At 70.9% G+C, this 12,202-nt stretch carries 10 protein-coding genes and 1 pseudogene; 10 read left to right on the top strand and 1 reads right to left on the bottom strand.

The genetic code is table 11. The features are described from left to right. The 4 genes and pseudogenes from ACTWQE_RS32095 to nusB all read left to right on the top strand — a co-directional run. Positions 1 to 376: pseudogene (locus tag ACTWQE_RS32095) on the top strand (AAA family ATPase); the annotation flags it as partial. Positions 377 to 669: 293 nt separating this feature from the next. Further along, positions 670 to 1,773, top strand: coding sequence for an aminopeptidase P family protein (locus tag ACTWQE_RS32090; protein WP_443332609.1), 1,104 nt, complete (start codon positions 670 to 672; stop codon positions 1,771 to 1,773). A gap of 63 nt (positions 1,774 to 1,836) precedes the next feature. Continuing rightward, entirely contained in the window at positions 1,837 to 2,403 is a 567-nt protein-coding gene (gene efp / locus ACTWQE_RS32085) for an elongation factor P (RefSeq protein ID WP_443332608.1), read from the top strand. A 2-nt stretch (positions 2,404 to 2,405) separates the two neighbouring features. Continuing rightward, positions 2,406 to 2,834: a transcription antitermination factor NusB gene (gene nusB / locus ACTWQE_RS32080; protein ID WP_443332607.1), complete on the top strand. Its 429-nt coding sequence runs from the start codon at positions 2,406 to 2,408 to the stop codon at positions 2,832 to 2,834. 472 nt (positions 2,835 to 3,306) lie between these two features. On the opposite strand, the gene bldD is transcribed toward nusB, so the two are convergent. Then, positions 3,307 to 3,807 carry a transcriptional regulator BldD gene (bldD, locus tag ACTWQE_RS32075; protein ID WP_004948690.1) on the bottom strand — a complete coding sequence of 167 codons (501 nt, stop codon included), beginning with the start codon at positions 3,805 to 3,807 and terminating at the stop codon, positions 3,307 to 3,309. Between the two features lie 206 nt (positions 3,808 to 4,013). On the opposite strand from bldD, the gene pyrR reads away from it, so the two are divergent. The 6 genes from pyrR to carB form a co-directional block, all read left to right on the top strand. After that, a complete protein-coding gene (pyrR, locus tag ACTWQE_RS32070) occupies positions 4,014 to 4,646 on the top strand; it encodes a bifunctional pyr operon transcriptional regulator/uracil phosphoribosyltransferase PyrR (RefSeq protein ID WP_443332606.1) in 633 nt (210 codons plus the stop codon). 119 nt (positions 4,647 to 4,765) lie between these two features. Further along, a complete protein-coding gene (locus ACTWQE_RS32065; protein ID WP_443332605.1) occupies positions 4,766 to 5,812 on the top strand; it encodes an aspartate carbamoyltransferase catalytic subunit in 1,047 nt (348 codons plus the stop codon). Then, positions 5,809 to 7,116 (top strand): dihydroorotase, encoded by a 1,308-nt coding sequence (locus ACTWQE_RS32060; protein WP_443332604.1) that lies wholly within the window; start codon positions 5,809 to 5,811, stop codon positions 7,114 to 7,116. Before ACTWQE_RS32065 ends, ACTWQE_RS32060 begins: the two co-directional genes overlap by 4 nt. Further along, on the top strand, positions 7,113 to 7,769 hold the full coding sequence (locus tag ACTWQE_RS32055) for a PH-like domain-containing protein (protein WP_443332603.1): 657 nt from the start codon (positions 7,113 to 7,115) through the stop codon (positions 7,767 to 7,769). Before ACTWQE_RS32060 ends, ACTWQE_RS32055 begins: the two co-directional genes overlap by 4 nt. After that, a complete protein-coding gene (gene carA / locus ACTWQE_RS32050; protein WP_443332602.1) occupies positions 7,766 to 8,917 on the top strand; it encodes a glutamine-hydrolyzing carbamoyl-phosphate synthase small subunit in 1,152 nt (383 codons plus the stop codon). Before ACTWQE_RS32055 ends, carA begins: the two co-directional genes overlap by 4 nt. Then, positions 8,910 to 12,202: carbamoyl-phosphate synthase large subunit (carB, locus tag ACTWQE_RS32045; protein WP_443332601.1), on the top strand; the 3,293-nt coding region annotated here is incomplete at its 3' end. The genes carA and carB, both read left to right, overlap by 8 nt.

The raw sequence follows: 12,202 nt of genomic DNA, 5'->3' as shown, positions 1-12,202 counted from the left end.
GTACCGGCTCGCCCGCCGCACCTGCGGCTTCGCCGCCCGGAACTTCCTCGCCAACGGAATCTCCTGCATCCTCGACGACGCCGTCTTCCCGGACCGCCCGGTCGTCGGCCTCGGCGGCTGGAAGCGGCACGTCGGCCCGGGCCTCCTCCCGGTCGTGCTGCTGCCGGGACTGGAGATCGTCCTCGAGCGCAACGCCCAGCGGACGGGCAACCGCAGGCTGTCGGACGAGGAGGTGGCACTGATCCACGGCAAGATGGCGGGCTGGTACGGCTCGGGGCTGCCCATCATCGACAACTCCCAGCTCGACGTCGCCACGACGGCCCGCGTCCTCGACGACGTCCTCGTCCGCACCATCGCGGGCCAGCCCAGCTGCTGAGCGGGCCCCTGTCCGGGCGATCGTCGCCCCCGCCGGGTGCCCCGTACCGAAGGCCGGCGGAGCTGGGGCAAGCGCGACAACGCGGCGTGCGTCTCCCTCAGCTACCGCGGCGGGACCCCACCGGCGGAGGCTGGGGGGTGCCGTTCCGGCGGCTGGAGCTCCCCCAGGCGTGGCGCGCCCGACAAGATCGCCGGGACCGGCCGGGGCCCTGTCACGACAGCCGCAGGGACGGGCGCTGCCCGTCCGGGTGCTCAGAAGCGGCCGGTGTCCGCGACTGCTCGTAGGCTCGAACCATGTCCGAGGTGCACGCGGCCAGGCGCTCGCAGCTGCGCGACCGGTGTGCGGTCGGCAGGGCTGCCGTGCTCGTCTCGCACCCCGCCAATGTGCGCTATCTGGCGGGCGGGGCGCCGCGCGGTGCGACGCTCCTCCTGGGGCCCGCCGAGGACGTGCTGCTCTGCCCGGCCGCCCCCTCCGGCGACCCGGCCGAGGGGCGGATCGGCGAGGACCTGCGTCTGCTCGTGCTGCCGGCGCCCGGCGACGACTCCGTTGTGGCCGCCGGGGGCCTTGCCGCCGCGGCCGGTGCCGAGACCCTCGCAGTGGAGGAACACCACCTCACCGTGGCCCGTCACCGCGCGCTCGGCGCGGCCGCCCCCCGGCTCCGGCTGTCCGATCTGGGCTGCGCCGTGGAGCAGCAGCGGCTGATCAAGGACGACGAGGAGATCGCCTGTCTGCGCATCGGAGCGGAGATCGCCGACCAGGCTCTCGGCGAGCTGCTGGAGTCGATTCTGGTCGGGCGGACGGAGCGGCATCTCGCCCTGGAGCTGGAGCGCCGGCTGGTCGACCACGGAGCAGACGGCCCCGCGTTCCCCACGTCGGTGGCCGCAGGGCCGCATTCCGGCGCGCACGGACATCTGCCCACCGACCGCCGGGTCGAGGAAGGCGACTTCCTCTGTGTGTGCCTGGGGGCCAACTACCGCGGCTACCGCTGTGAGCTCGGTCGTACGTTCGTCATCGGCAGCACGCCCGCCACCTGGCAGATCGAGCTGTACGACCTGGTGTTCGCCGCCCAGCGGGCCGGCCGGGAGGCGCTCGCGCCGGGCGCCGCGTACCGGGATGTCGACCGTGCGGCCCGCCAGATCCTGGACGCGGCAGGCTACGGTGATCAGCTCGCGCCCTTCACCGGACACGGTGTCGGCCTGGAAAACGACGAGGACCCGCAGCTGTCGCCCGGGGCCATGGGTAAACTGGACGCTTGTGTGCCGGTCACCGTCGGACCGGGGGTCCACCTCCCGGGCCGGGGCGGTGTCCGGATCGACGACACGCTCGTCGTCCGCCCCGAGGCGGACGGCGGACCCGAGCTACTCACCATCACGACCAAGGAGCTGCTCGCGCTCTGAGCCCCACGGTTCTGGCGCGCACCTTCTGGTTCCACCAGCTTCAGTCCAGGAGATTCCGCAACCGTGGCATCCACGAACGACCTCAAGAACGGCATGGTGCTCAAGCTCGACGGAGGCCAGCTCTGGTCCGTTGTCGAGTTCCAGCACGTCAAGCCGGGCAAAGGCCCCGCCTTCGTCCGCACCAAGCTGAAGCATGTGCTCTCCGGCAAGGTGGTCGACAAGACGTTCAACGCGGGCGTGAAGGTCGAGACGGCCAATGTCGACAAGCGCGGCATGCAGTTCTCGTACAAGGACGGCGCCGACTTCGTGTTCATGGACACGGAGACCTACGACCAGATCCATGTGGTTCCGGAGGTCGTGGGCGACGCCGCCAACTACCTTCTGGAGGGCTTCGAGGCCGTCGTCGCCATGTACGAGGGCTCCCCGCTCTACATCGAGCTCCCGGCCTCGGTCGAGCTCGTGATCGAGTACACCGAGCCCGGCGTGCAGGGCGACCGCTCCACCGGCGGCAGCAAGCCGGCCCGTCTGGAGACCGGCTACGAGATCGGCGTGCCGCTCTTCATCACGTCCGGCGAGAAGATCAAGGTCGACACCCGTTCCGGCGAGTACCTCGGCCGGGTGAACAAGTAACCGTGGCTGCCCGGAACAAGGCCCGCAAGCGGGCCTTCCAGATCCTCTTCGAGTCCGACCAGCGCGGAATTCCCGTGCGGACCGTGCTCGCGGACTGGATGCGGCTCGCCCGGACCGACGACCGGCAGCCGCCGGTCAACGAGTACACGATGCAGCTCGTCGAGGGGTACGCGGAGCACGCGGACCGGATCGACGAGCTGATCGCCACCTACGCGGTCGGCTGGACGCTCGACCGGATGCCGGTGGTGGACCGCAATATCCTGCGGCTCGGTGCGCATGAGCTGATCTGGGAGGACGAGGTCCCCGACGCGGTGGTGATCGATGAGGCGGTGCAGCTCGCCAAGGAGTTCTCCACCGACGAATCCCCCGCCTTTGTGAACGGCCTCCTGGGCCGTCTCAAGGAGCTCAAGCCGTCGCTGCGGAGGGCATAGCGCTCCCGGCCCCCGGGACCAGTGCCGCGTCAGCCCAGGTTCGCTCCGCCTGCTGCCCCGGCAGGGCCTCCCCCCAGCTGCCGTTGGGTGGGGGCCCGGCCGGAGGCCGGCGTAGTGCCCCTGCGGTGCCCGACCGACCGAGGAGGCCCTCCCCGGGCCTTCGCCAGGCTCCGTCCAGGGGCACCCCCACCGCGTGACGATGTACCGCATCTGAACGCCGCGGGATCTGACGCCGCGGGCTGATCCTCGAAGGTCGCCCGGACATACCCCAGCCGATCGGGCCCGGAAGGCACTGCCGCTCCGGGCCCGATCGTCTTTCGTCGGCAGTGCGGCGGAGGGCCTGCCGCGGTGTCCGGTGTGCGGCCCGGCGGACAGCGAACCGCCGCTGGGGCGGACCCGGAAGGCCCGCCCCAGCGGCGGCACGTTTCTGCAGTTCTGGTCTGCGGCTCTGTCGCAGCCAGGCGAGTGAGGGTCAGGCGTCCTCGTGCTGTACCGCGCGACGGGCGTCGGCGTCGAGCACTCCCCAGCTGATGAGCTGCTCGGTCAGCACCGAGGGCGACTGGTCGTAGATGACGGCGAGTGTGCGCAGGTCGTCCTGGCGGATCGACAGCACCTTGCCGTTGTAGTCGCCACGCTGGCTCTGGATCGTGGCGGCGTAGCGCTGCAGCGGACCTGCCTTCTCGGCCGGCACATGGGCCAGCCGCTCCAGGTCCAGCACCAGCTTCGGCGGCGGCTCGGCGGCGCCGCCCGGAGTGGTGCCCGGCAGCAGCTCCTGCACCGGAACCCCGTAGAAGTCCGCCAGCTCGGCGAGGCGCTGCACGGTCACCGCGCGGTCGCCACGCTCGTACGAACCGACGACCACGGCCTTCCAGCGGCCCTGCGACTTCTCCTCGACACCGTGGAGGGAGAGCCCCTGCTGGGTGCGGATGGCGCGAAGCTTGGCCCCGAGCTGTTTGGCGTATTCGCTGGACATATGGCTCCCCGGACGAAGACTGGTAACTCACTGTGAGGTTACGCAGCGTAATCTCACTTCGTCAAGCCGAATGGTCCACACCGTCCGGGCCGGGAGGTCACGAGGGCCGCCGCGGGGGCCGTCCCACCGCCCTGGTACCGTGGGCAGCGTAAATCCGACGTCCTTTAAGGTCCGTCCCGTGAGGCGGAGAAGGAGGTCCGTTTCGTATGGACACACCCGGCCCGGCCGCCGCGGAACCGGCGCGCCCTGTGCTCGAGGCGCCCGACATCGCGCGTGCCCTCACCCGTATCGCCCATGAGATCGTCGAGCGCGCCAAGGGCGCCGACGACGTGGTGCTCCTCGGCATCCCCACCCGTGGCGTCTTCCTCGCCCGCCGGCTCGCCGCCAAGCTGGAGGAGATCACCGGCCGCCCCGCTCCGGTCGGCTCCCTGGACATCACCATGTACCGGGACGACCTGCGGCTGCGTCCGGCCCGCGCCCTCGCCCGCACCGAGATTCCCGGTGACGGCATCGACGGCCGCCTGGTGGTCCTCGTCGACGACGTGCTCTTCTCCGGGCGTACGATCCGCGCCGCGCTCGACGCGCTCGGCGACATCGGCCGTCCGCGCGGCGTCCAGCTCGCGGTCCTGGTCGACCGCGGCCACCGCGAACTCCCGATCCGCGCCGACTACGTCGGCAAGAACCTCCCCACCTCGCTGCGGGAGACGGTCAAGGTCCAACTCACCGAGGAGGACGGCCGCGACAGCGTGCTCCTCGGCCTACGGTCCCCCGCGCCCCGCTCCGCCACGGACACCGGCGCCGCGGAACCCGAGCGGACCGCCCCGGTCGGCGAGCAGTAGCTCACCCGCCGCCTCTCCCGCGCCGTCCCCTGCCCTGACACCGGGCGGCTTCCGGTGAGGCCCCGGCGCCGCTGCCTGCCCGAACTCCCGCACACCTCCCTCACCCACGGAGACTCCGGATGCTGCACCTCCCCGGGGGGAGCCCCCGAACCCCCGGTCACCTCATCTCGACCGCCGACCTCTCGCGCGACGACGCCGTACTGATCCTGGACACCGCCGAGGAGATGGCCCGGGTCGCCGACCGGCCGATCAAGAAGCTGCCGACCCTGCGCGGCCGTACGGTCGTGAACCTCTTCTTCGAGGACTCGACCCGTACCCGTATCTCCTTCGAGGCCGCCGCCAAGCGCCTCTCCGCCGACGTCATCAACTTCTCCGCCAAGGGGTCCTCGGTCTCCAAGGGGGAGTCGCTGAAGGACACCGCGCTCACCCTGGAGGCGATGGGCGCCGACGCCGTCGTCATCCGCCACCACGCCTCGGGTGCCCCGCACCGGCTGGCCACCTCCGGCTGGATCAACGGCTCCGTGGTCAACGCCGGTGACGGCACCCACGAGCACCCCACCCAGGCGCTGCTGGACGCGTTCACCATGCGCCGTCACCTCGCGGGCGCGGCCGACGGCGGACCGACGAACCACCAGGGCCCCGGTGACGGCACCGGCCGCGATCTCGCGGGCCGCCGTATCACGATCGTCGGCGATGTCCTGCACAGCCGGGTCGCCCGCTCGAACGTGCATCTGCTGCACACCCTGGGCGCCGAGGTGACCCTGGTCGCGCCTCCCACCCTGGTGCCGATCGGCGTCGAGAAGTGGCCCTGCGAGGTCTCCTACGACCTGGACGTGGTGCTGCCGAAGTCCGACGCGGTGATGATGCTGCGGGTGCAGCGCGAGCGGATGAACGCCGCGTTCTTCCCCACCGAGCGGGAGTACTCCCGGCGGTACGGACTCCACGCCGACCGGATGGCGCGGATGCCCGAGCACGCCGTGGTCATGCACCCCGGCCCGATGAACCGCGGGATGGAGATCACCGCCGAGGTCGCGGACTCCGTACGCTGCACCGCCGTCGAGCAGGTCGCCAACGGCGTCAGCATCCGGATGGCCGTCCTGTATCTGCTGCTCGGCGGAGCCGAGCCCGCCGTCACCACCCATGCCCGCACTGAGGAGAGCAAGTGACCACGAGCGAGCCCAAGAAGACACTGATCCGCGGTGCGAAGGTGCTCGGCGGCGAGGCGCAGGACGTTCTGATCACCGAGGGGACCATCACCGCTGTCGGCACCGGCCCCCTCCCGGGCGCCGAGGACGCGACCGTCGTCGTGGCCGAGGGCCAGGTCCTGCTGCCCGGACTCGTCGACCTCCACACCCATCTGCGCGAGCCCGGCCGCGAGGACTCCGAGACGGTGCTCACCGGCACCCGGGCAGCGGCCGTCGGCGGCTTCACGGCCGTCCACGCCATGGCCAACACCTTCCCGGTCGCCGACACCGCGGGCGTCGTCGAGCAGGTCTGGCGGCTCGGACAGGAGTCCGGCTACTGCGACGTCCAGCCCATCGGCGCCGTCACCGTCGGGCTGGAGGGCAAGCAGCTCGCCGAGCTCGGAGCCATGCACGAGTCCGCCGCCGGCGTCCGGGTCTTCTCCGACGACGGCAAGTGCGTCGACGACGCCGTGATCATGCGCCGGGCGCTGGAATATGTGAAGGCCTTCGACGGCGTCGTGGCCCAGCATGCCCAGGAGCCCCGGCTCACCGAGGGCGCCCAGATGAACGAGGGCGTCGTCTCCGCGGAGCTGGGGCTCGGCGGCTGGCCCGCCGTCGCCGAGGAGTCGATCATCGCCCGCGATGTCCTCCTCGCCGCCCACGTCGGCTCCCGGGTGCACATCTGCCATCTCTCCACCGCCGGCTCGGTCGAGATCGTCCGCTGGGCCAAGTCCAAGGGCTGGAACGTGACCGCTGAGGTCACGCCGCACCACCTGCTCCTCACCGACGAACTCGTACGGTCCTACGACCCCGTCTACAAGGTGAACCCGCCCCTGCGCACCGAGGCCGATGTCCTCGCCCTGCGCGAGGCGCTCGCCGACGGCACGATCGACTGCGTCGCCACCGACCACGCCCCGCACCCGCACGAGGACAAGGACTGCGAGTGGGGCGCCGCCGCCATGGGCATGGTCGGTCTGGAGACCGCGCTCTCCGTCGTCCAGCACACGATGGTCGACACCGGCCTGCTCGACTGGGCCCAGGTCGCCGACCGGATGTCCTTCCGCCCGGCCGGGATCGGACGCCTCGAGGGCCACGGCCGTCCCATCGCCGTGGGCGAGCCCGCCAACCTGACGCTCGTCGATCCGGCTTACCGTGGTGTCGTGGACCCCGTGGGCTTCGCCTCCCGGAGCCGCAACACCCCCTACGAGGGCCGTGAGCTGCCGGGTCGCGTCACGCACACCTTCCTGCGGGGCCGGTCGACGGTTGTGGACGGGAAGCTGGCGTGACACCTCTGATCCTCCTGGCCGCGGATGCCGCGGCCGAGCCGAAGTCCCAGGAAGTGACGGACTGGGCGGCCCGTATCGGCTGGGTCGTCGGTCTGCTGCTCTTCATCGCTCTCGTCTACTGGCTGATGCGCGAGGGCTGGAAGTGGCGCCGGCTGCTCCAGTCCGACCTGCCGGAGCTCCCCTCCCTGCCGGAGACCACCGGTGAGCCCCGGCTGTCCCTGACGGGCCGCTACCACGGCAGCACCACCGCAGGGCAGTGGCTCGACCGGATCGTCGCCCACGGCCTGGGGACGCGCAGCCGCGCCGAGCTGACCCTCACCGCCGAGGGCCTGGAGGTCCTCAGGCCCGGCGCGCGGGACTTCTTCGTTCCGGTGGATGCGCTGCGCGGCGCCCGGCTCGACAAGGGCATCGCGGGCAAGGTCCTCACCGAGGGCGGCCTGCTGGTGGTCACCTGGCAGCACGGGGACCGGCTGATCGACTCCGGCTTCCGCTCCGACAGCGCCGCCGAGCACCCGGCCTGGGTCGAGGCCCTGAACGACCTCTCCGGCGACACCGGCGTCGCCACCTCGCACACCACTGCAATCTCCCCGGGGGCGCAGGATCCCTCGGCGGCCCCAGCGCGGGCCGTCACCCCCGAGAAGGGCACATCATGACCACCTCCGCCCGGGGGGCAAGGACCCCCGCCGTACTCGTCCTGGAGGACGGCCGGACCTTCCGCGGCCGTGCTTACGGCGCCGTGGGGGAGACCTTCGGCGAGGCCGTGTTCTCCACCGGCATGACCGGCTACCAGGAGACCCTGACCGACCCGTCGTACCACCGGCAGGTCGTCGTCATGACCGCCCCGCACATCGGCAACACCGGCGTCAACGACGAGGACGCCGAGTCCCCGCGGATCTGGGTCTCCGGTTACGTCGTCCGCGACCCCGCCCGGATCCCCTCCAACTGGCGCTCCGCCCGCACCCTGGACGAGGAGCTCGCCGCCCAGGGCGTCGTCGGGATCAGCGGTATCGACACCCGCGCCCTCACCCGCCATCTGCGCGAGCGCGGGGCGATGCGCGTCGGGATCTTCTCCGGCCCCGCGCTCACCGGCGGCCTCGCCGACCAGGCCGCCCTGCTCGCCAAGGTGCAGGCCGCTCCGCAGATGAAGGGCGCGAACCTCAGCGAGGAGGTCGCCACCACCGAGGCGTACGTCGTCCCCGCCCTCGGCACCAAGCGCTTCACCGTCGCCGCGATCGACCTCGGCATCAAGGGCATGACCCCGCAGCGCATGGCCGAGCGGGGCATCGAGGTGCACGTCCTGCCCGCCACCGCCACCGTCGACGACATCTACGCGGTCGCCCCCGACGGGGTGTTCTTCTCCAACGGCCCCGGCGACCCCGCCACCGCCGACCACCCGGTCTCCGTCATGCGGGGCGTGCTGGAGCGGAAGACCCCGCTCTTCGGTATCTGCTTCGGCAACCAGATCCTCGGCCGCGCGCTCGGCTTCGGCACCTACAAGCTGAAGTACGGCCACCGGGGCATCAACCAGCCGGTCCAGGACCGCACCACCGGCAAGGTCGAGGTCACCGCGCACAACCACGGCTTCGCGGTCGACGCCCCCCTGGACCGGGACTCCGACACCCCCTACGGCCGGGCCCAGGTCTCCCACGTCTGCCTCAACGACGAGGTCGTCGAAGGGCTCCAACTGCTCGACCAGCCCGCATTCAGCGTCCAGTACCACCCCGAAGCAGCCGCAGGGCCGCATGACGCCGCCTACCTGTTCGACCGCTTCGTCAGCCTGATGGAGGGCCAGCGTGCCTAAGCGCACCGACATCCAGTCCGTTCTGGTCATCGGCTCCGGCCCGATCGTCATCGGCCAGGCCGCCGAGTTCGACTACTCGGGAACCCAGGCCTGCCGCGTCCTGAAGTCCGAGGGCCTGCGCGTCATCCTGGTCAACTCCAACCCCGCGACGATCATGACCGACCCGGAGATCGCCGACGCCACGTACGTCGAGCCGATCACCCCGGAGTACGTCGAGAAGATCATCGCCAAGGAGCGTCCCGACGCGCTGCTGCCGACCCTGGGCGGCCAGACGGCGCTCAACACCGCCATCTCCCTCCACGAGGAAGGCGTCCTCGACACCTACGGCGTGGAGCTGATCGGCGCCAACGTCGAGGCGATCAACAAGGGCGAGGACCGCGACCTGTTCAAGGATGTCGTCGAGGCGGTCAACGCCAAGATCGGCCACGGCGAGTCAGCCCGCTCGGTCATCTGCCACACCATGGACGAGGTCATCGCGGGCGTCGACACCCTCGGCGGCTACCCCGTCGTCGTACGCCCCTCCTTCACCATGGGCGGCGCCGGCTCCGGCTTCGCGCACGACGAGGAGGAGCTGCGCCGTATCGCCGGCCAGGGCCTGGCTCTCTCTCCCACCACCGAGGTGCTCCTGGAGGAGTCCATCCTCGGCTGGAAGGAGTACGAGCTGGAGCTGATGCGGGACAAGCACGACAACGTCGTGGTCGTCTGCTCCATCGAGAACTTCGACCCGATGGGTGTGCACACCGGTGACTCGATCACCGTCGCCCCGGCGATGACGCTCACCGACCGCGAGTACCAGACCCTCCGCGACATCGGTATCGCCGTCATCCGCGAGGTGGGGGTGGACACCGGCGGCTGCAACATCCAGTTCGCGGTCAACCCCGTGGACGGCCGGGTCATCGTGATCGAGATGAACCCGCGGGTCTCCCGCTCGTCCGCGCTGGCGTCCAAGGCCACCGGCTTCCCGATCGCCAAGATCGCGGCCCGGCTCGCCGTCGGCTACACCCTGGACGAGATCCCCAACGACATCACCGAGAAGACCCCGGCGTCCTTCGAGCCGACGCTCGACTACGTCGTCGTGAAGGTGCCGCGGTTCGCCTTCGAGAAGTTCCCCGCCGCCGACGCGACCCTCACCACCACCATGAAGTCGGTGGGCGAGGCCATGGCCATCGGCCGTAACTTCCCCGAGGCGCTGCAGAAGGCGCTGCGCTCGCTGGAGAAGAAGGGCAGCCAGTTCTCTTTCACCGGTGACACCGGGGACAAGGGCGCGCTGCTCACGGCGGCCCGCGTGCCCACCGACGGCCGGATCAACACGGTCATGGGGGCCATCCGCGCCGGGGCCTCCCCGCGGGAGGTCTTCGACGCCACGAAGATCGACCCGTGGTTCATCGACCAGCTGTTCCTGATCAAGGAGATCGCGGACGAGATCGCGGTGGCCGACAAGCTCGGTCCCGAGCTGCTCGCCGACGCCAAGCGCCACGGCTTCTCCGACGCGCAGATCGCGGAGATCCGCTCCCTGCGCGAGGACGTCGTCCGCGAGGTGCGGCACGCCCTGGGCGTACGGCCGGTCTACAAGACGGTCGACACCTGTGCGGCCGAATTCGCCGCGAAGACCCCGTACTTCTACTCCTCCTACGACGAGGAGAGCGAGGTCGCGCCGCGCGAGAAGCCCGCCGTGATCATCCTCGGCTCGGGGCCCAACCGCATCGGCCAGGGCATCGAGTTCGACTACTCCTGTGTCCACGCCTCCTTCGCGCTGCATGACGCGGGCTATGAGACCGTCATGGTCAACTGCAACCCGGAGACGGTCTCCACCGACTACGACACCTCCGACCGGCTCTACTTCGAGCCGCTCACCCTGGAGGACGTCCTGGAGATCGTCCACGCCGAGCAGCAGGCCGGGCCGGTCGCCGGCGTCGTCGTCCAGCTCGGCGGCCAGACCCCGCTGGGCCTGGCCCAGGCGCTCAAGGACAACGGCGTGCCCATCGTCGGCACCTCCCCGGAGGCCATCCACGCCGCCGAGGACCGTGGTGCCTTCGGCCGGGTGCTCACCGAGGCCGGACTGCCCGCGCCCAAGTACGGCACCGCCTTCTCCTTCGAGGACGCCAAGAAGATCGCCGCCGAGATCGGCTACCCGGTCATGGTCCGCCCCTCCTACGTGCTCGGCGGCCGTGGTATGGAGATCGTCTACGACGAGCCGTCGCTGGCCGGGTACCTGGAGCGGCACGCCGGTCTGATCTCCGAACACCCCGTCCTCATCGACCGCTTCCTCGACGACGCCATCGAGATCGACGTCGACGCCCTCTACGACGGACACGAGCTCTACCTCGGCGGCGTCATGGAGCACATCGAGGAAGCCGGCATCCACTCCGGGGACTCCGCCTGCGCGCTGCCCCCGATCACTCTCGGCGGCTTCGACATCAAGCGGCTGCGCGCCTCCACCGAGGCCATCGCCAGGGGGGTCGGCGTCCGCGGACTGATCAACATCCAGTTCGCGATGGCCGGGGACATCCTCTACGTCCTGGAAGCCAACCCGCGCGCCTCCCGTACGGTGCCCTTCACCTCCAAGGCCACCGCCGTCCCCCTCGCCAAGGCCGCCGCCCGTATCTCGCTGGGCGCGACCATCGCCGGGCTGCGCGAGGAAGGGCTGCTGCCCAAGGCCGGTGACGGCGGCACGCTGCCGCTCGACGCGCCGATCTCCGTCAAGGAGGCCGTGATGCCGTGGTCGCGCTTCCGTGACGCCTCCGGCCGCGGCGTGGACACCGTCCTCGGCCCGGAGATGCGCTCCACCGGCGAGGTCATGGGCATCGACTCGGTCTTCGGCACCGCGTACGCCAAGTCGCAGGCCGGGGCGTACGGCGCGCTGCCCACCAAGGGCCGGGCGTTCGTCTCCGTCGCCAACCGCGACAAGCGCTCGATGATCTTCCCGGCCCGCGAGCTGGTCGCCATGGGGTTCGAGCTGCTGGCCACCTCCGGCACCGCCGAGGTCCTCAAGCGCAACGGCATCAGCGCCACCGTGGTGCGCAAGCAGAGCGAGGGCGAGGGTCCGCACGGCGAGAAGACCATCGTCCAGCTCATCCACGACGGCCAGGTCGACCTGATCGTCAACACCCCCTACGGCACCGGCGGCCGCCTCGACGGCTACGACATCCGCACCGCCGCCGTCGCCCGCGGAGTGCCCTGTCTGACCACGGTCCAGGCGCTGGCCGCCGCCGTCCAGGGCATCGAGGCGCTCAGCCGAGGCGACGTCGGTGTCCGCTCCCTCCAGGAGCATGCGGAACATCTGAC

Source organism: Streptomyces sp. 8N706, from assembly GCF_052245415.1.
Taxonomy (GTDB): Bacteria; Actinomycetota; Actinomycetes; order Streptomycetales; family Streptomycetaceae; genus Streptomyces.
This window is presented reverse-complemented; position numbering and strand designations above follow the sequence as displayed.

Excerpts from the sequence above, each read along its gene's own strand:
- ACTWQE_RS32090 (WP_443332609.1), top strand. The coding sequence starts at position 670 with ATGTCCGAGGTGCACGCGGCCAGGCGCTCGCAGCTGCGCGACCGGTGT.
- bldD (WP_004948690.1), bottom strand. The coding sequence starts at position 3,807 with ATGTCCAGCGAATACGCCAAACAGCTCGGGGCCAAGCTTCGCGCCATC.
- pyrR (WP_443332606.1), top strand. The coding sequence starts at position 4,014 with ATGGACACACCCGGCCCGGCCGCCGCGGAACCGGCGCGCCCTGTGCTC.
- ACTWQE_RS32065 (WP_443332605.1), top strand. The coding sequence starts at position 4,766 with ATGCTGCACCTCCCCGGGGGGAGCCCCCGAACCCCCGGTCACCTCATC.
- carA (WP_443332602.1), top strand. The coding sequence starts at position 7,766 with ATGACCACCTCCGCCCGGGGGGCAAGGACCCCCGCCGTACTCGTCCTG.